General features: G+C 60.6%; 13 protein-coding genes. 4 read left to right on the top strand and 9 right to left on the bottom strand.

The window, feature by feature from the left end; genetic code table 11:
* Positions 1–256: 256 nt before the first annotated feature.
* Positions 257–1321, top strand: coding sequence for a Hint domain-containing protein (locus E3E11_RS01070; RefSeq protein WP_168189178.1), 1065 nt, complete (start codon positions 257–259; stop codon positions 1319–1321).
* Positions 1322–1597: 276 nt separating this feature from the next.
* On the opposite strand, the gene E3E11_RS01065 is transcribed toward E3E11_RS01070, so the two are convergent.
* Positions 1598–3004 carry a TolC family outer membrane protein gene (locus E3E11_RS01065; RefSeq protein WP_141450783.1) on the bottom strand — a complete coding sequence of 469 codons (1407 nt, stop codon included), beginning with the start codon at positions 3002–3004 and terminating at the stop codon, positions 1598–1600.
* Between the two features lie 170 nt (positions 3005–3174).
* Between E3E11_RS01065 and E3E11_RS01060 the strand changes: the two genes are divergently transcribed.
* The 3 genes from E3E11_RS01060 to E3E11_RS01050 are packed head-to-tail and all read left to right on the top strand — an operon-like array spanning position 3175 to position 8300.
* Positions 3175–4473 carry an HlyD family efflux transporter periplasmic adaptor subunit gene (locus tag E3E11_RS01060; protein ID WP_141450782.1) on the top strand — a complete coding sequence of 433 codons (1299 nt, stop codon included), beginning with the start codon at positions 3175–3177 and terminating at the stop codon, positions 4471–4473.
* Entirely contained in the window at positions 4473–6749 is a 2277-nt protein-coding gene (locus E3E11_RS01055) for a peptidase domain-containing ABC transporter (protein ID WP_141450781.1), read from the top strand. Before E3E11_RS01060 ends, E3E11_RS01055 begins: the two co-directional genes overlap by 1 nt.
* A gap of 15 nt (positions 6750–6764) precedes the next feature.
* Positions 6765–8300: a glucoamylase family protein gene (locus E3E11_RS01050; RefSeq protein WP_141450780.1), complete on the top strand. Its 1536-nt coding sequence runs from the start codon at positions 6765–6767 to the stop codon at positions 8298–8300.
* Here the strand turns inward: E3E11_RS01050 and E3E11_RS01045 are convergent.
* From E3E11_RS01045 to ftsA, 8 genes are all read right to left on the bottom strand, one after another.
* The gene (locus tag E3E11_RS01045) at positions 8288–8893 is read right to left on the bottom strand and encodes an isochorismatase family protein (protein ID WP_141450779.1); all 606 of its coding nucleotides are present in this window, start codon (positions 8891–8893) and stop codon (positions 8288–8290) included. The two genes, E3E11_RS01050 and E3E11_RS01045, sit on opposite strands and share 13 nt — an antisense overlap.
* A gap of 27 nt (positions 8894–8920) precedes the next feature.
* Positions 8921–10300: a hemolysin family protein gene (locus E3E11_RS01040; RefSeq protein ID WP_141450778.1), complete on the bottom strand. Its 1380-nt coding sequence runs from the start codon at positions 10298–10300 to the stop codon at positions 8921–8923.
* Positions 10301–10401: 101 nt separating this feature from the next.
* Positions 10402–12633, bottom strand: a complete 2232-nt coding sequence (ligA, locus tag E3E11_RS01035) for an NAD-dependent DNA ligase LigA (RefSeq protein WP_141450777.1) — start codon at positions 12631–12633, stop codon at positions 10402–10404.
* Positions 12630–14393, bottom strand: a complete 1764-nt coding sequence (recN, locus tag E3E11_RS01030; RefSeq protein ID WP_141450776.1) for a DNA repair protein RecN — start codon at positions 14391–14393, stop codon at positions 12630–12632. The genes ligA and recN overlap by 4 nt, the downstream gene beginning before the upstream one ends.
* A 97-nt stretch (positions 14394–14490) precedes the next feature.
* A complete protein-coding gene (locus tag E3E11_RS01025; RefSeq protein ID WP_141452027.1) occupies positions 14491–15522 on the bottom strand; it encodes an outer membrane protein assembly factor BamD in 1032 nt (343 codons plus the stop codon).
* A 74-nt stretch (positions 15523–15596) separates the two neighbouring features.
* Positions 15597–16556 carry a UDP-3-O-acyl-N-acetylglucosamine deacetylase gene (gene lpxC / locus E3E11_RS01020; protein ID WP_168189177.1) on the bottom strand — a complete coding sequence of 320 codons (960 nt, stop codon included), beginning with the start codon at positions 16554–16556 and terminating at the stop codon, positions 15597–15599.
* 156 nt (positions 16557–16712) lie between these two features.
* Positions 16713–18347 carry a cell division protein FtsZ gene (gene ftsZ, locus E3E11_RS01015; protein ID WP_141450774.1) on the bottom strand — a complete coding sequence of 545 codons (1635 nt, stop codon included), beginning with the start codon at positions 18345–18347 and terminating at the stop codon, positions 16713–16715.
* 95 nt (positions 18348–18442) lie between these two features.
* On the bottom strand, positions 18443–19795 hold the full coding sequence (gene ftsA / locus E3E11_RS01010) for a cell division protein FtsA (RefSeq protein ID WP_141450773.1): 1353 nt from the start codon (positions 19793–19795) through the stop codon (positions 18443–18445).
* Positions 19796–19951 lie beyond the last annotated feature (156 nt).

Below are 19951 nucleotides of genomic sequence, written 5' to 3'. Positions count from 1 at the left end.
TGTTGTCAATGGGTCCGGCGGAGAGGTGGACATGCAGATGGCTTTTGTAGGGTATAAAACAACTCCAGATGGTGCCACCATTCTCATCTTTTCTCCGCAGGGTTCTGAAGGTACGAGTTCTCTGGTAGCAGGAGATAACTATATTGGCATTTCGACAGATTCTGTAAAGAATATGGATGCCAATGCCTATACTGGTAAGCAGAATCTACCGGATGGGCATGATACTCCTAACCAGGGGGCTGAATATGATACCGGCATGAATGCTGCTACTTCCGGTGTGCCGGATGTGGTTGTCTGCTTTCTGGCCGGTAGCCTGATCGAGACCGCCGAAGGATATCGCGCGGTCGAGTCCCTGAAGGCGGGTGACCGGGTGGCGACCTGGCAGGAGGGGCGCAAGGGGTTCGCGCCGCTTCAGGCCCTGGTGCGCAAGACGGTTTCCCAGGCTTCTCTTGACGAACAGCCCGTGACCTTCCGCAAGGATTCGCTGGGTGACAACGTGCCGATGCAGGACCTGACCGTCACGCCCGAGCACTGCATGTATTTTGATGGCCGCTTCGTGCCGGCCCGCATGCTGGTCAACGGCTCCAGCATCGTCCGTGATGTCCGCCAGGGTGCGTTTGATGTCTATCACGTCGAGCTGCAGGACCACGCCGTGATCAACGCCAACGGCGCGATGACCGAAAGCTATCTGGACACCCCGCACGTGATGCCGGCCGGCACGGCCTTCCAGATCCATTCCGTGGGCAGCAAGAGCTGGGATGATGCGGCCGCCCCGCTCTGCGTCGAGACCGCTTTTGTCCAGCCGCTTTACGAACGCCTGCAGGCCCGTGCGCAGGCAGCCGGTTACGCAGCGCCGGCTCAGCCCGTGCTGTCTTCCGAGCCGGATCTGTACCTGGAGACGAAGGATGGTCAGCGCCTCTCTGCCCAGCGCCGCAATGGTAACTGGGTGACCTTCGAGGTGCCGGCTTCCGCTACCGGTGTGTATGTGTGCTCCCGCACCGCCCGCCCGGACCAGACTATCGGCCCCTTTGTTGATGACCGCCGCCACCTAGGTGTTCTGGTCGGCCAGGTGCGCGGATTCGCTGGTGATGAAAGCCGTGATCTAAGCGCCCATCTGCAGCAGGCAGATCTTGCGGGTTGGGATGTGGTTGAGCAGACCCCCTGCCGCTGGACCAACGGTCGCGCCTGGCTGCCGCTGTCTGCAGACAAAAACGCTGCTTCCCAGCTGGTGGCTATTGAAATCCTGGCAGCTGGCCCGTATCTGCTGCAGGGTGAAAATGACCTGTCCGTGCAACCCGAGCGTCTGGCTGTCGCTGGCTGACACCGATAACCTGCAGGGCGGCCTTAGGGCCATCCTGCAGGATTGGGTGTTTGTGAGAAGAAAGTAAGAGAGATGAGACACCCCGTGCCTTTTAAAAGGCACGGGGTGTTTTCTTTGCGGGGACGTGGTGCGCAAGACGGCTTTGGCGTGCGGAACCTGATTGGTGGTCGTCTTTAAGAAAAAGACTCAACTAATCAGGAGGGGGAAGGGCCGTCTTTTCAGAGTCACTTCAGGCGTTGGTTGGCTCTGGCTTCAAAGCCCAGGCCTCAGCACGGCTCAGCGGGTGCCGATCATCTTCCATTTCACCCGGTCGTAATTGGCACGCGGATTGTAAAGGGGGGTCTGGAGCTTCAGGCCTTCAGCCGTAAGCTGGCCGATCTGGGCAGCAAGCGCATAGGAATCGATGACCAGATCAGCGTGGTTCTGGATCAAGGCACGTTGCTGGCCAAAGAGAATCTGCTGCTGCTGCAGCACTTCAAAGGTGGTGCGCACGCCTAGCAGCTCCTGCTGCTGAATGGACTTGAAAGCCGCTTCGCCAAGCAGCACGGATTTCTGGTTATCGACATATTTGGAAGTATCGGCCGCAAATTTCTGCCAGGCCGCAACCGTGCTCTGGATGACATCGCGCCTCTGCTCGGCCAGGGCCTGCTGCGCTGCGCTGATTCCCTGTCGTGCAGCACGGATCTGGGAATATTCAGCGCCGCCCTGATAAATGGGCAGATTGGCCTGGATGGCGACGTATTCACTGTCCTGGGTAAATTTCGACGAATCCTGGTTGACGCCGTAATTGTAGCTTCCCTGCATGGAAATCTTGGGTAGCAGCGCGGAGAAGGCGACCTTCAGATTGGCCTTTTCCGCCTCCAGCGCATATTTGGCGCCGATCATATTGGGGTTCTGCGTCAGGGCGAGCATTTCCGCTTCCTGCGAACTGCGCAGGGGCAGAGCCAGGGGCCGGGCGGGCACCACATTGTCAGGCGGCATAAACCCCACGACCTTCTGGAACTGGCTTTTGGCAATGGCGTAATCGCTTTGGGCCTGCAGGGTGTCGGCCTGTGCGCTTTTGTGCTGGGACCTGGCCTGCAGCACGTCCGTGCGTGTGTTCTGGTTGTACTGAAACTGTTCTTCTGCCAGCTGGGCCTGCTTGGCCAGGGTGATCTCATTCTGGCGGTTGAGTTCCAGCAGCTGGCGGCTGCGCAGAAGATTCACGTAAGCCTGCACCGTTTCCAGGAACACCTGCTGTTCGGTGTTGATCAGTTGCGCGCGCCCGGCATAGACCTGATTGACGGCCTTGCGGGTCGAGGCAACGGTCTTGCCCCCCTGAAAGATGGGCTCGGAAACCGTCACGCCGGTATTGTAGCCAGGCGCTGCAAAACGCTGGGTATAGCGGAAGTTTTTTCCTGAAAGGGGGCTTGCGATGTGCGAGACGTAATTCGTCTGGTTATAATCAGCCGTGGCATTGCCGGTGATCGTGGGGCGCCAGCCTGAATGCGCCTGTGAGACGCCTTCATCCGTCTGCCGCAGCAGGGCGCGCTGGCGCAGAAGCTCGGGATTGGTCTGATAAGCCGATATGAGCGCCTGTCGCAGGTCAATCTGTTTCCTTATAACCGGCACAGGCGCAGCACTCGCGAGATGCGGGAGGCAGGCCGCTACGGTCAGGGTGGAAAAAAGGACTTTTCTGCTCATCAAGGTCTCTTCGACTCTCTCAGGAAGTTAAAATCATACATATATACTGGTATACGAATTATTGATTTTAAGGTAAATGAAGACCCGGTCCGAAAATTCTGGCGGGATGGCTGTCAGGGGAGTGCCTCTTGATGGTAAACGTGTCTCAAAATACGCTGGAAAGGTAAAGCATGGCAAACGGGCAACCGCTCTTTCGTACGGAAGCTCTGAAATGGCGACAGGAAGCCTGGATCGGCGATACCCTGGAGATCGAGCCGGTATCAGGCAAGATCGCCGCCTGGTGCACGATGGCGCTGGTTCTCGGCGTGATCATCTATGTTATTTTCGGCAGCTATACCCGTCGCGTCCATGCCACCGGCCAGCTGATGCCGCCAGGCGGGTTGGTCGTGATCACCGCCGACCAGGCTGGTGTGGTCACTACGGCTCATATCAAGGAAGGCATGAGCGTTCACGCCGGCCAGGCCCTTTATACGGTCGATGTGGAAAGCTGGTCTTCAGCCGGCCCGACGGGCAAGCAGGCCCTGCTTCACCTTCTGAATGAGCGCGATTTCCTGACCGCGCGCCGCAAGCTTCTGCTGACGGACGCACCGATAGAGCTGGCCTCCTTCAAACAGGAACTCGTCACGCTCCAGAAGCAGCGGGAGATGCTTGGCACCCAGATCCAGCGTGACAACACCTCCCTGCCGCTGATCGAACATGCCATGCAGGAGATGCGCACAGCCATCGGCATGCATCTGGTCTCGGAAGGGCAGTTCCAGAGCCAGCTTTTCTCTTACGTGCAGTTCATGAACACCCATTCCCAGACCCTGCGCTCAATGGTGGAGACGGGCGGTCAGATCAATGACCTGCAGTATAAAATCGACCGGCATCCCTATAAGGTCCAGGAGGACGTGACCGACATTGACGTACGCCTGGCTGATCTCAACCGCCAGATCACCCAGGCACGCGGCCAGGCGGAAACGCTGATCGTCGCTCCTGTTGCAGGCGTGATTGACGGTATCCGCACTTATGTGGGTCAGCGCGTATCGGTAGGCCAGCCCATGGCCACGCTGCTGCCCGACAACGCTACTCTCCAGGCGGAACTCTATGTCGACAGCCATGCCATCGGCTTCCTGCGGCCGGGTCAGCGGGTGCTGCTGAAATTCGCGCCGTTTCCTTATCAGAAATTCGGCCTCTACAAGGGCACGGTCACTGAAGTGACGCGCGCCCCCATGCCTGATCAGGCAGGCTCGGTGGCCCCCCAGGGCAAGGGGGCAGCGGCTCAGCATCCCCCGCAGGATGTCTACCGCGTGCGCGTGCTGCCGGACCAGGATTTCGTCCGTGCCTATGGCAAGAAGGAGCGCCTGCAACCCGGCATGGCTGTTGAGGCTGACATCGCCACTGACCGTCGCAAGCTTTATCAGTGGCTGTTCGATCCGATCATTTCGATGGCTGATGACGTCATCTCGCTGTCAGGGAAACGTCACTGATGCTCAAGCCGATCGTTACCAGCTTCCGCAAGAAGATTCCGACCATCCTGCAGTCGGAAAATGCTGAATGCGGCCTGGCCTGCCTGGCCATGATCCTCAATGCGCATGGCCATCTGATAGATATCTCCACCCTGCGTCGACAGGCCGGGCTTTCAGGCTCCGGGCTGACACTGCGCACGCTCATTCATCTGGCTGGGCGCTTTGATCTGCAGGCGCGTCCGCTCAAGCTTGATCTGGACTCCCTGAGCAAGCTGAGCGTGCCCTGCATCCTGCACTGGGACTTCAATCACTTCGTCGTGCTGGTGAAAGCGGGCGACAAATACGTCGAGATCATTGATCCGGGGCAGGGGCCGCGCAAGCTGACCTATCCCGAGGTCTCCAAGCATTTCACCGGTGTGGCGCTGGAGCTGACGCCGACGGCGAAATTCGAGAAGCGCGATGACCGCCATCTGCTGAGTATCCGCGACATGTTCCGCCATGTGGGCGCTCTGAAGGGCACGCTGCTGGCGCTGGGCGCTCTGTCGCTGGGGCTGGAGGTCATCGCCCTCATCAACCCGATGCTTTCGCAGGTCATCATTGATGAAGTGCTGACGACAAGCGATCATTCCCTGCTGTGGACGATCGCTGTCGGCATGGGGATTCTGCTGCTCGTGCAGGCGGTTATCTCCACCTTCCGCTCCTGGACAGTCATGCTCATGTCCACGCGGATCTCCATTCAATGGAATGTCAGCCTGCTCAGTCATCTGCTCGGCCTGCCGCAGGATTATTTCAGCAAGCGTGGCGCGGGTGACATCCTGTCGCGTTTCGGAAGCCTGGGCGCCATTCAGCAGGCCTTCACCACTGATGTGGTGCAGGTCATCATGGACGGGCTGATGGCGGTCGGCATGCTGGTGATGATCATCATCTACGGTCAGTGGCTTGCCTTGGTCGTGGGGGCATCCTCGCTGATCGATATCCTGGTCCGTGTGATCTATTACGGCCCCTACCGGGAAATGTCGCAGGAAGTCCTCGTCCATGACGCCGCGCGCCAGGGCCAGTTCCTTGAGACCCTCCGCGGCATTCGCAGCATCAAGCTGCTCGGTCTTGAGGAAAAGCGGAAGGTCGGCTGGGTCAACAAGCTGATTGACAGCATCAACGCCAAGTTCAAGATCCAGCGCTACGATCTGATCTTCTCGCGCGCCAATGATATCATCTTCGGTTTTGACCGGTTGCTGATGCTGATCCTGGGGGCAAACATGGTCCTTGACGGCAGCATGACCGTGGGTGTTCTGGTGGCCTTTCTCAGCTACCGTGACCAGTTTTCCAGCCGTCTGGGCAATCTTATTTCCGCTGCCTTCAAGATCCGCAACCTCAAAGTGCATACGGACCGCCTGTCCGATATCGCGCTGGCGAAATCCGAAACCAATGAAGGGGAAGTTGACCTGGTGCCCTCTGACGGACCGGCCGGTCCTGATGGCACTTCAGGCATGAAGCTGCTGCCCCAGGGACCGCCGCCTGAAGTGGAAGGGGTGCCCCTGCTGGAATGCCGCAATCTTGGCTATCGTTACGGCAAGGAAGATTCCTGGGTATTCAAGGATCTCAACCTGACCATCGAAGCCGGCGAGAGCCTGGCGATCACCGGTCCTTCCGGATGCGGCAAATCCACCCTGCTTTCCATCCTCATGGGGATGAGCCATCCGGAAGAGGGGGAAATCTACTGGAACGGCCAGGCCCTGGGTCCCAATAACATCGAGGCCTATCGCAGCCAGATCGCAGGCGTCCTGCAGGATGATATCCTGCTTTCGGGCAGCATTGCTGAAAACATTGCCGGCTTTGCAGACAATATCGACATGCCCTGGGTGGAGGAATGTGCCAAGAACGCCCAGATTCTCGACGACATCAAACGCATGCCCATGGGCTTTGAGACCCTGGTGGGCGAGATGGGAAGCACACTTTCAGGCGGGCAGCGCCAACGCATGATCCTGGCCCGTGCCCTTTACCGGCGGCCCAAAATTCTGTTTCTTGACGAGGCGACCAGTAATCTGGATTCAGAGCGTGAGAGAAAGATTTCGGCCTTTCTTGATGAACTCAAGATCACGCGCGTTATTGTGGCCCATCGTCTGGAAACGATTGAAAATGCTTCTGTGCGCCTGAATCTGGGGGCGCTTGTCGGCGGTGGGGCTGCTGCCCAGCCTGGCACTAATGGCCCCCGGCCGCCTGCCGGAGGCGCGCCGTCGCCTCAGGCGCCTTCCGCTCCTGGCCCCACTGCCGGCGGTCTGTCTGGCAGTCCGGCATAACCGTCAGGATTTATCATGGCCCCATCTTCCGTAATCAGCCTTCCTTCTGCTGCGCCACATATACGCACTCTCGCCAGGGTCAGGAACGTTCTCCTGCGTGGAACGGCCGGGTTGGCAGCCGCTTTCCTGGTGCTTTATCCTGGCAGTAACGCTCGCGCCCAGGATCAGGCGCCGCCACAAGCGCAGACACAGCCGCTGGCTCCAGGGAAGGGCCCGGCGAAATTCAGTGATCTGGCACCAGCAGACCGGGCTTTTGTCGAAGATCTGGAACGACGGACGTTCGACTGGTTCTGGGAAACGGCTAATCCTGAAAACGGTCTGATCCCCGACCGCGCGCCCCTGCCGGAGGGGGCGGCCAGCATTGCTTCGGTCGGCTTCGGGCTGACGGCTTACGGGATCGGCGTTGATCAGGGATATATCACCCGCCAGCAGGCGGCCGAGCGCACGTTGCGCACGCTGCGCTTTCTGCTTGCCTTGCCCCAGAACGACTCAGCTCTCGGGGCGGCCGGCTACAGGGGGTTTTTCTATCATTTCCTCAATCCGCATACGGGTTTGCGTTTTGCGGACTGGTCAGAGCTGTCGAGCGTCGACACTGCCTTGCTGATGGTCGGCGTGCTGTTTTCCCAATCCTATTTTGATCAGGAAAACGCGCAGGAGCAGGAAATCCGTCGGACTGCTGCGGCACTGTACGGGCGTGTGGACTGGCCGTGGATGGAGCCGCACCCACCATTGCTGAACATGGGCTGGTCACCCACGCCCACCTCTCATTTCCTGAGCAGTGAATGGCGCGGGTACAATGAAGGACTGATTCTCTATCTGCTTGCGCTGGGCTCGCCGACCCATCCTCTGCCTGCTTCCACCTGGCAGGCCTGGACGGCCACTTTCGCAGGGCAGTGGAAAACGTTTGAAGGCCATGAGTTCCTGAACTTCGCCCCGCTGTTCGGTCACCAGTATTCCGAATCCTGGATTGATTTTCGCGACCTGCAGGACGACTTCAACCGCCAGCACCACAATGACTATTTCTCCAACGGGCGAAAGGCAGCTTATGCCCAGCTGGCCTATGCCCGCAGAAATCCCGGTCACTGGAAAGATTACGGCGCCACGCTCTGGGGCCTGACAGCCAGTGATGGACCAGGGGAGGGCACCCGGTGGGTGGATGGGGTGCAACGCCACTTCATGGCCTATAACGCACGTGGTGCCGGCGCTGATTACGTCAGTGATGATGGCACGATCGCCCCGACAGCTGCAGGGGGGTCAATCGCCTTTGCTCCGGAGATCGCACTGCCGACACTTGAAGATATGAAAGCGCATTATGGCAAGCGGATCTACAACCGTTACGGCTTTGTGGATGCTTTCAATCCAAGTTACGTCACGCCTGAAGGTTTCTGGGCCGATCCTCAGCAGATTGGCATCGATCAGGGACCCATTCTGCTGATGATTGCAAACTGGCGGAACGGTTTCGTCTGGAACGTCATGAAGCGCAATCCCGTCATTCAGGCAGCCTTGAAGAAAGCAGGCTTCCAGGGTGGCTGGCTGGATCAGACGCGATAAAGCACGACGCCGGCCCTTTCCAGTCGGGCCAGGGGCAATGCTGGGGGATGCAGGCTGCCACAGAGCTGGGGAAAGAGGCAGACCTTGTAGCCGGCCTTGGCGCCTGCTTTCAGCGCGTCCAGCGCGCAGGCCTGCACGCAGTATTCAAGCGCCACGCCGCAGATGAAAAGGCGCTTGGGGGCATAGTCAGCCAGCTTGTCCGCAAATCCCGAGGCCTGGCCGTTTTCATCCTGAAAAACTGAATAAGCCTCTGCCGTTTTTTCTGATCCTTTGGACCAGATAAGCGTGCGGGGCGGCAGAACCAGGCCTGGCGCGAAAGCGGCGCCCGGGCTGCCGGCGCGGGCATGTACAGGCCATTGGCCGCCTTCAGCGGTGAAGGAGCAATGATCGTCTGGGTGCCAGTCACGCGTTGCGATGACAGTTGCGAAATTCTTTGCCATGCGGCTGATGGGTTTGATGAGCCGGTCGGCTTCCGGCACGGCCAAGGCACCGCCTGGCATGAAATCTGCCTGCATGTCGACGATGAGCAGCGCATCCCCCGGTTGGGGCTGGAAACCTTTCCAATGGGCCGGGACGGGAGGATTTTGGACCATGATGGGTTGGCTCCGGGAAAGCGGGCTTCAGGGCAGGGGAAGGCGCCTGTTTTTTCTGGTCTGTTCCCCCATTTTTGTCACCAGAAGCTGGTTGATCCGGAATCCCTCCACATCCACCACCTCAAAGCGGAACCCTGATACCTCGACCCGGTCGGCTTTGCGTGCCATGCGGCGCAGACGATTGGTGACGAACCCACCAATGGTGTCGAAATGGGCGGTTTCATTGTGTAGGGGCATTTCAAGATCGCGGATGACGTCGCCGATAGGAGCTGCCCCGTCGATCAGCCAGGAATGATCATCACGCTTGACGATGGCCTGCTCCTCAAATGGATTGGCCAGCCCGTCCATCAGGGCCCCCATGATGTCCTTGTAGGTGATGAGACCCACGACCAGCCCGTATTCATTGATGATGAGCGCGAAACCGGCCCCGTGCGTGTCGAATTGCGCCAGGGTTTCCCACAGGTTGAGCGTGTCCGGCAGGGAGAGCACGTTGCGCCGCCGCTTGAAGATCTGGTTGCGGGCGGGCTGGGGGGCGGAAGTCAGCACAGAGGGCTCATCTACTACCGCAACCAGCACATCTTCAGCGCGGATGGAGCCGATCACCCGGTCGAGCCCGCCTTCACAGAGGGGGTAACGCGAATACGGCTTGGCCTGCACCTTGTCACGCTGGCTCTCGAGGCTTTCCTGCAGGTCCAGGTAAACGATTTCATCACGGGGCGTCATGGCCGAGGTGACAGAGCGCGTCTGCAGAGCCATGACATTCTGAATCATCTGGTGTTCTTCGGCCAGCAACACGCCTGACGCCGTGCCCGCAGCCAGGGTGGCGCGCAGGTCTTCAGGGGTCATGACCTCAATGGTGGGTGTGGCCGGAATGCGCAGGAATTTCAGGATGGCATCGGAAACATGCGTGAACACCCAAACGGCCGGATAAAGCAGTTTGAGCGCCAGGGCCGGAAACCAGCACACTTCCAGCGCCACCTTGTCAGGCGCGTTCATAGCGACCCGCTTGGGCAGCAGGTCAGCAAACAGAACAAACAGGCCCGTTACCAGGATAAAGGCTGAAAAAGAGCCGATCTGGTCAGCAAGACCACGCCTCATTCCCAGGGCCGCCAACCCATCGGCAAACGGGACACTCAGCATGGATTCCCCGATCACGCCGCCCAGAACGCCGACAGCGTTGAGGCAGATCTGAATGGTGGTCATGACCTGCCCGCTGTTGCGGCGAAGCTTCAGAAAAGCCGCTGCGCGCGGGTTGCCCTTTTCAGCCAGAGTGCGCATGCGGGTTTCACGTGCGGCGGCAAAGGAGATTTCCGACAGGGAAATAAGCACGGACACGCCGATCAGGGCGGCCATGGCTAGCAGACCGAGAAGGAGCAGGAGAAGAGGGTGGGAGGCGGAGGTCGTCATGTCTGTTCCTCATGCCTTACCCTCAGTGGAGAAGGCCATGATAAGCTTTGGGGCTGGGCAGTTTTCCAGGCTGCGAGGTGGGAAGCGGAAAGATTTTTCTCTCAGTTCGCGTCCGGTGGAGGTGAGGGCGGAGGATGTGCGGCTGCAGGTTCTTCCGCCTGCTCGGCTGCCACAGCATGCGCCTTGCTGGTTGAGGAAGAGGCCTTCTTGGGCGGGAGCAGCGCTTCCGGGGCCACGGTCGGCAGGCTTTCGAGGGGGGCGCCTTCAGAGAGGAACTTCCAGTTTTCCTCATCAATCACGGTGATCCCGAGCTCAGCGGCTTTCTTGGCTTTGGAGCCTGCTTTCTGCCCGATAATGACCAGCGTGGTGCGCCGGGTGACGCTGTCGCTCACCTGGGCGCCGAGACGCTCGGCAATCGCCTTGGCTTCCGGCCGGGCCATGGCCGTAAGGGTGCCGGTAAAAACGATTATATGGCCGGAAAGCGGGGCATCCGTGGCATTGGCTGCAGGCAGATCGGGTTGAATGTCGAGTTCCTGTCCCAGCTGCGTGACCAGCTCGGCATTTTCAGGTGTGGCGAAAAAGGCGGCAATGTCTGCCGCAGTGGTCTCGCCCAGCCCCATGATACCCGCCAAAGCTGCGCGTGCCGTGCTGTCAGGGGCGACGGCTTCAATCATTGCTGTATGCCAGGGCGCGAAATCACCATAGGCACGCGCCAGCACCTTCGAGTTGCGCGCGCCGACGCGCCGGATACCCAAGCTGTAGATCAGGCGGGAGAGAGAGACGGTGCGCCGCTCCCTGATCGCCTGCAGGAGATTGTCAACGGACTGTTCTCCCCAACCTTCAAGCGCTGTCAATTGGTCGCGCTTTTCATGGAGGCGGAAGATATCAGCCGGCGTGCGGATAAGGCCTTTTTCATAGAACAGCCGGATGCTGCGTTCCCCCAGACCCTCGATATCGAACGCATTGCGTGAGGCGAAATGAACCAGGCGCTCGACAACCTGCGCTTCGCAGTGCAGACCGCCCGTGCAGCGCCAGGTTGCTTCTCCTTCCGGGCGCTCGGTGGGGGCATTGCAGACAGGGCAGTGGCTGGGAAAGACAAAGGGAGGCGCACGCTCGGGTGCGGGCGCTTCAAGACCGAGAATCTGCGGGATGACATCTCCGGCCCGCTGAAGCCGGACGAGATCGCCGGGTCGCACGTCAAGGCGCTGGATCTCATCTTCATTGTGAAGCGTGGCACGTGAGACCAGCACACCCCCTACATTGACCGGCTCCAGGTGGGCAACGGGGGTCAGGGTACCGGTACGGCCGACCTGCAGTTCGATTTTCTGCAGGCGTGTGATGGCCTGCTCGGCAGGAAATTTCCACGCCCGGGCCCAGCGCGGCGCGCGACCGGCAAAACCCAGACGTTCCTGCAGGCTGAGGTCATCAAGCTTGAAGACGACGCCGTCAATGTCATAAGCCAGCCCGGAGCGTTCGCGGGTCAGGCGCTCGACATAGGCCGGGACATCACTGGCATGGGAAAGGGTTTCCGAAAGCGGATTGACCACAAAGCCCCAGCTGCGCAGCTTTTCAAGCCAGGCCATATGTGTCTGCGCGACAGGGGCACTGCTGTAGCCCATGGCATAGGCAAAGAAGCTCAGAGGACGGGTGGCCGTGACCGCCGCGTCAAGCTGCCGCAGCGAGCCGGCGGCCGCATTGCGGGGATTGGCAAAAGTTTTCTCTCCAGCGGTTTCCTGGCGTGCATTGAGCTGCAGGAAATCTTCCTTGCTCATGAACACTTCACCCCGGATCTCGATGAAATCCGGCGCATCCGGTCCCAGCGTCTGGGGGATGTCTTTGAGCGTGCGCAGGTTGGCCGTCACGTCTTCGCCCTGAATTCCGTCGCCGCGCGTAGCGCCCCGCACGAGCTTGCCGTTTTCATAGGTCAGGCTGACTGACAATCCGTCTATCTTAGGCTCAGCCGTAAAAGCGAGTCCGTCCATCGCCTCCTGGCTCAGTCCCAGGAAACGGGCCGCTCCGCTGACAAAGCGAGTGAAGTCCTCGGGTTGAAAAACGTTGTCGAGTGACAGCATGGGCACACGGTGGGCAACCGTGCTGAAAGCAGGGTGAGGAGGTGCGCCCACCGTCTCGGAAGCAGCCTGTTTCAGCGCCGGATGCTGCTCTTCCAGCAGGGTGAGTTCCCGGCGGGCCGCATCATAGATCGCGTCTGAGACCTCAGGGGCGTCAAGGCCGTGATAAGCCTGGTCCCAGCGGCTGATCTGCGCAAGCAGTTCGGCATGCCGTTCTTCAGGACCGGTGGGAGCAGGCAAGCTCTGCGCCGGGGTGGAAGTCATGGCGCTGATCCGGAAGGCTGACTTTCTGTGAGCGGTGCAGCCTGAGGGTGGAGAAGACTGTCGGCGGCGGCACGCGCGGCTTCCGTCACGGTATCGCCAGCCAGCATGCGGGCAAGTTCTTCACGGCGCTCAGTCCGGTCGAGGGCCTGGGCATGGGTCTGGGTCTGCCCATTGCTGATTTTCTTGGCAATGCGCAGCTGCTGGTCACCGCGTGCAGCCACCTGTGGGCTGTGCGTGATGGCCAGGACCTGAATGCCCTGCGCTACCCGGTGCAACCGCTCACCGATGGCCGAGGCCGTTGCGCCACCCACACCGGAATCCACTTCATCAAATATCAGGGTGGTCAGGCTGGTCCGACCAGCCAGAACCACTTTCAGGGCCAGGAGAAGGCGTGACAGCTCTCCGCCAGAGGCAACTTTTCCCAACGGGCCAGGCGGCTGACCCGGATTGGCGGCGATGAGAAAGGAGGCCTGTTCCTGGCCCTGGCGATTCCAGCTTTCAGGGGGAAGCGCCGCCAGCTGGACGATGAAACGCGCCCGTTCCAGTTTGAGCGGTCTGAGCTCGCCCTCAACGGCTTTTTCCAGTGCGCGCGCTGCTTTCTGGCGGGCGGCAGACAGTTCACCAGCGGCTTTTTCGAAAGCCTGGCGGGCCACACGGGCTTCGGTTTCGAGCCGGGTCAGCGCTTCTGCGCCTGTTTCCAGCTGGTTAAGCTGATCACGCAGATCGGCCAGATAAGCCGGTAGGGCGTTGACGGTAACGTTGTGCTTGCGCGCTTCAGCACGCAGGGCAAACAGCCGTTCCTCGGTTTCCTCGAGCAGGCGTGCATCCGTGCCGGTATCGGCTGCCAGGCGCGAGAGCAGGGTTTCTGCCTCGGCCAAGGCCTCTTCGGCCTTTTCCAGCGCGTCCAGCGCTTCATGGGCCTGGCTCTGGTGAGGCTGGGTCTCTTCCTGTTCCTCACTGGCCAGAGGCGTGGGCATCAGGCGCGCAAGGGCGCGGCTGGCAGCGCGCAATGCATTGGCGGGCGTGGCTGAACGCCGGTCACGCGGGTTAAGCTCGGCCATGGCTGCAGCCACGGCTTCACCGCGGCGTTCATCCTGCTGGAGCTGGACCCGCTGGGCAGCCAACTCTTCTTCTTCTCCCTCCTGAGGGGCAAGTTTCTCAAGATCTTCGACGGTCTGGCGCAGCCAATCCTCTTCACGTGCGGCGGCCTGCATGCGTTTGCGGGCCTGATCAAGGGCTGTGCGTGCTGCATGCCAATCGTCCCAGGCCTGACCGGTTTTGTGGCGCAGCGCCGGCGGCGTGCCGAAGGTATCGAGCAGTTCAAGATGGGTTGAGGCATCCATAAGCCCCATCTGTTCGTGCTGTCCCTGGATTTCCACCAGGCGTGCCCCGACCTGCCGCAGGACCGTCACCCCGACCGGCTGGTCGCAGATATAAGCGCGCGACCGTCCGTCACGCGTGACAAGGCGGCGCAGCACCAGCGGTTCTCCAGGTTCGGGAGGTTGAATGTCAAGCTGGCGGAGAACGTCATGAACCGCATGGTCGGGAGGGAGTTCGAAAACGGCTGTCACACTGCTTTTCTCAGCCCCGGTGCGGATGATGCCGGCCGCTGTCCGCTCGCCCAGAGCCAGGCCGAGACTGTCCAGAAGAATGGATTTCCCGGCTCCTGTCTCGCCGGTCAGGACAGTCAGCCCGGGATGAAACGGAAGATCCAGTTTCTCGATCAACACGACATCATGGATCGAAAGATGTGTCAGCATGAAGTGACTGTCAGCGGCTTGGCAGGCTGTGTCAAACGAATTCAGGCTTTTGGCGCATCTGAAGGGAAAGAGCTGTCAGGTCCCTGCCGGGGAGGGCTCAGAAAATGTGATTCCAGATGCTGCCGAAGAAATTCCCGACAGGGGCAAAGAAGTTCCCGACTGCCTGGCCGAAGCCCCCGCTTTTTTTCTGGGGAAGTTCGGGCATCTTTCCTGCCGCCTGCGGGTCGGTATTGGCCGGCGGGGGCGGGGCGTCGGTTGAAACGGGAATGATCTCGGAAGCTTCCTTCGCTTCCTTGGCCGAGATCGCTTCTCCCTTCAGAGCTGCTTCATCCTTGCCCGGCTTGCGGGTTTCTGGGGTCAGGAGATCATGGTTCTTGAGCTTGTTATAAGCGAAACGATACCATTTGCTGTCAGGATAGTTATAGCCGAGCACAGCCGCATCCTGACGCGCCTCATTGATGAGCCCGAGGTCAAGCGTGACCTCGACCAGGCGTTCCAGCGCTTCAGGAACGTGGTTCGTGGTCTGGTAATCCTGGATCACGCGCTGGTAGCGGCCATAGGCGCCCTGATAGTCGCGCATCCGCTCATAATAGCGCCCGACATACATTTCCTTGCCCGCCAGATGGTCACGGCACAGGTCGATCTTGAGGCGCGCGTCACGAGCATAGGAAGTCTGGGGGAAGCGGGCGACGACCTCTTCCAGGGCTTCCATGGCCTCCACCGTGCTCAACTGGTCACGCGCGACAATGCCGATCTGTTCGTAGTAGCACAGGGCGCGCAGGTAGTAGGCGTAGGCCGCATCCGGGCTGGTGGGATGGAGCTGCAGGAAGCGTTCCAGCTGCTGGACCGACAGGGCATATTCCCCCTGCAGGTAGTAGGCATAGCCTTCCATCAGCTCAGCATGGCCCGTGTAGCCTGAATACGGGAAATTCTGCTGAATCAGCTCGAATTCGGCACTGGCCAGTTTGTAGTGCCCGGTCCGCAGTGCATCAATGCCATCATTGTAAAGGGTTTCAGCATCAGCAGATTGGGGAATCTGCTTGGAGATGTCATCAGAGGCACAGCCTGCCAGCAGGGGCACGGCTAAAGTCGCGCAAAGACCGGTCGCGCAAAGCCTGCTGCCCCACATTTTCCAGTCACGTGCTCCAGTGGCGCGTGAAGGCGTGACGGAGAGCGATGCGTCCTTATCGAACGCGCGGGGGGTTACGATACGGCTGACCATAAGTGCCTTATATCATGCAGGCGGCGGAGCGGAAGCAAAGCATTACCCTGTTTTATCTCAGGAGTCGAGGCCGCGCCGGCCGGGAGCAGCCGCCAGGCTTCAGGCGTGGCCATAAGGGCACGGAGAAGCCGGTTGTGGAGCGCATGCCCGCTGCGGCAGCCGCTGAAATGACCGATAATCTGCAGACCGTTGCAGTAGAGATCTCCTATGGCATCAAGCACCTTGTGGCGCACGAATTCGTCTTTTCCGCGCGTCCCTTCAGGGTTGAGCACCTGTGTATCCTGCACCACCACCGCATTCTGCAGACTGCCGCCCCGTGCCAGGCCTTGGGCCTGCAGGGCAGCGATATCCTCGAACGCCACGAAAGTGCGGGCCCTGGCTATGTCTTGGCGAAAACTCTGTGCATTCAGTTGCATCGACCAGCTCTGCCTGCCGATGACAGATTGGGGAAAAGCAATTGACAGGTCGAGATAAAGACCGGGAGAGGCCTGTTCTTCGACCGAGAGGGGAGCCAGCCGTGCTGACGCGCCGTCTTTGCTGACCTCGACAGGCTGGAGGATTTCCATCCTGTTGCGCATGGCCTCCAGCTGCGTCACGCCGGCACATTGCAGCAGAAAGACGAAAGCTTCCGCACAACCATCCAGAACAGGCAGCTCAGGGCCATCAACCTGTATGAGGAGGTTGTCGATCTCCAGGGCATGCAGGGCCCCCAGAAGATGTTCAATCGTGCTTATCCGACAAGTGGGATTGGTGGGGTGGGCGGCAACGGTGGCCAGGGTCGTGTTGACGATGCTTTCCGCCTCAAGGCGGAAAGCCGGTTTGTGGGGCAGGTCTGTCCGTTGAAAGCGGATTCCGCTTCCGGCCGGGGCAGGCTGGAGGGAGAGTGAAATCTCCTTGCCGCTGTGCAGCCCTGTGCCCCGGCAATGTACCCTGCGGGCCAAGGTGGTTTGGTGGCTGGCAGGGGGAAGAGAGGCAGCTTGGAGCCCAGAGCCGTTCGTTCGGTGAGAAACGCGGTCCGGCATAGAGGCTCCAAAGAAGGGCGGTCTGGGAGGGCAGGTGCGTCAAGCGCTGGCTTGCCCCGAGATCAGGCGAAGGCCTTACTGACGCCGTAGATAGGCTGGAATGTCCAGGTTGTCGTCAGTACCGCGGTCGTGCTCACGCCCATGTTCATGACGCTCGTTGCGGCCCTCTCCATGGTGGTCGTGCCTGTGTTCAGAACGACTCTCAGGATAGTCATGCCTGTGATCCTGATGGTGTTCGGACCGATGTTCCTGGTAGCCCTCGTGGTGGCGCTCTTCCTCCCGGGGCTGAGCTGGGGCGGCTGGGCGCTGGGCAGGAGCGTAGCCGCTGGCTGGCGGCGTATGGGGAGCGGAATTCGGCCGGTTGCGGAAAAGACGGCTGAACAGCCCGGCGCGTTCCTGAGGTTCACCTCCCTGACGCAGGGGTGCGGTCGGCGGCGTGACAGGGCGCGTCTGCTGCGGCGCATGGGAAGCCAGGTGATAGGCGGCGCGCTGCGGCGCAGCGGCGGGTTGTGGGCCGGGAGCAGGTTGGGGAGCAGCCGGGCGCGGCTCAACGGCGGCGCGCTGGACCGGCACTTCCCGTTCAGGAGGCTGGGCAACCGTCTGTGACATCAGGGGTGGGGTGGCAGGGGCTGGGCCTGGGCCTGGCTGTGAAGCCGGCTGTGAAAAAGTGGCCACAGCGTCTTCCAGCTCGGCTTTTTCCTCAGCGCTGGGCTCGTTCTCAGACTGGCGGTCGATACCGGTGGCCACGACCGAGACCTGGATGCAGCCTGCCATGTCATCGCGTACCAGAAAGCCGCTGACGATCTCTGCATCGGCATGGGCTTCTTCGCTGATGCGTTCCATGATCGTGGTGTAATCGTAGAGCCCAAGCTCCGGCCCGCCGGTGACGTTGATTAGCAGACCACGCGCGCCGCGGATGGAGGATTCCTCCAGCAGCGGGTTGGAGATGGCGCGTTCCGCCGCAAGGGTGGCGCGATCCGGTCCATCAGTGGTGGCGTCCACCACGCCTGTGCCCATCATCGCCTTGCCCATCTCGCCCATGACGGTCTTGACGTCTGCGAAGTCAAGATTGATCACACCGGGCACGACCATGAGGTCGGTAATGCTGCGCACGCCCTGGTAGAGGACGTCATCGGCCATCTTGAAGGCATCAAGCAGGGTCGTCGTCTGGGTTGAGCAGCTGAACAGGTTCTGGTTGGGAATGACGATCAGGGTATCGACGTATTTCTGCAACTCGACGATGCCTGCTTCGGCCGCACGGCAACGACGCATGCCCTCAAACTGAAAAGGCTTTGAAACAACGCCGATGGTCAGTGCGCCGTTTTCACGGGCAATACGCGCCATGACGGGGGCTGCCCCTGTTCCGGTGCCCCCACCCATGCCGGCTGTGATGAAAACCAGGTCCACGCCCGTCAGATGCTGACGGATCTCTTCTTCGACCTCTTCAGCTGACTGCCGCCCGATCTCGGGTTTGGCCCCTGCACCCAGACCGCGCGTCAGGTCCGGGCCGAGCTGCAGGCGGATGGGTGCCTGGGACTTGCTGAGCTGCTGGGCGTCCGTGTTGGCGACGATGAATTCCACGTGATTCAGATCGGTGGAGATCATGTTGTCGACGGCGTTCCCGCCACCACCCCCTACGCCGATGACCGTGATGCGCGGTGGGCTGATCGCGTTCTCGGCCGAGGAAGTAGGCGTAAGTTTCAGGGACATGGTCGGAGGCTCCACAAGAGGCGGCAGGCAGGAGAATCGGCACCTGCCCGGATGAAGGGCGGACAGTCTGGGTCTGATAAGGATTTTAAACTCAATTATACATGTCGACGGATGAGATTCACAAGGCGTTTCATGGGGCCGCGGCTGACAGTGTTCTCCTCGGGGAGACAGAAAGCATCCTCGGCCCCCGCACTCCAGGCCAGGAGACCGGCGGCAGTGGAGAATCCAGCCGAAATCGTGGAGTTTTCCGGCAGATTGTGAATGCCGCGCGGCTGCCCCAGCCGCACCTGGCGCCCGAAGATGCGCGCCGCTACGGGGCCGAGGTCGTTCAGCAGGGAAGCGCCCCCTGTCAGAACGACGCGCCCTTCCGTCAGCCGCCCCAGATTGGCGCTTTCAAGGGCATGGCGGGTCATTTCCAGCGTTTCCTCAATGCGGGGCGCGATGATGGAGACCAGTTTCGAGCGTGGCAGGCGCGTCATGCCGGTGCCCTGGCCGGCCGGAAGGGGGATGATATGGTGATCATCATCCGAGACGGGCTGGGCCGCGCCGTGCATGGTCTTGAGCCATTCTGCCGTATCGGTGTGGACTGAAAGGGCAGAGGCGATATCACGCGTGATATGGTGGCCACCAACGCGCAACTGGGCGGTATAAAGCAGGCGCCCGTGGGAAAAGACCGCCAGGGAGGTGGTGCCCGCACCCATTTCCACCACTGTAACGCCAAGGTCGCGCTCATCGTGATCCAGCACGGCCAGCCCGGAGGCGAAGGGACTGGAGACCAGGCCTGACAGGCGCAGGTCAGCCCGGTGCAGCACCGTACTGAGCGTGCGCAGGGCACTGGTATTGGCATCAATCAGGTGGAATTTGCCGAGCAGGTGATTGCACTGGTGACCGCAGGGATTGGGAACGGCTGGCGTTTCATCTACATTGAAGCCAAGCGGCAGGGTATGGACGAGGCGCCGGTCTTCGTGAAAAGCCCGGTAACGCGCGTCATCCAGGAGATCACGCACGTCATCCAGCGTGACTTCCCGCCCGCCGATCATCATCTCGGTGTCTATATGATAGCTCTGCGGATTGCCGCAGGAGAGGTTGAGAACGAGCTCGTCAATCCGGCGCCCGGCCTGTTTTTCCGCATCGCCCACCGTAGCGCGGATGACGGCTTCAACGCGGCGTGTATCAATGATCGCCCCGGAATTGATCCCTTCCGACCGGCGCCACCCCCATCCCAGTACCTGCAGGGAGCCGTTGGAGAGCGCGCGCCCGATCAGGCAGGTGGCCTTGGTCGATCCGAGATCGAGAACGGCCTTGATCCCCGTCCGCCACTCGAAACCGGGCGGGCGTTCTTCAGGCAGGAGCGGCAGAACCGCCCGTCCATCTGCAGGCGTTTCAGGCGCCAGAAACCCCTCTGTCTGGACAGCGGACCAGGACTCGGATTGGGGGGTAAGCGGCATGGGGGACTGGGCTCCGTTGGCAGGCTGGATGGGCCTGAAAGATGCGGACGGGGAGAGCCTGGCAGATGAGGGCTCTTGGGAGAACAGGGCGGAAGCGAGGGATAGGAATGTACACCTGACCGGCACGGCGAGATCAGGTGAGCAAAGTAAATCCCA

This window comes from Oecophyllibacter saccharovorans (assembly GCF_006542375.1).
GTDB classification, from domain to species: Bacteria; Pseudomonadota; Alphaproteobacteria; order Acetobacterales; family Acetobacteraceae; genus Oecophyllibacter; species Oecophyllibacter saccharovorans.
The sequence above is the reverse complement of the archived record's forward strand: the minus strand, read 5'-3'. Positions and strand labels throughout refer to the sequence as shown.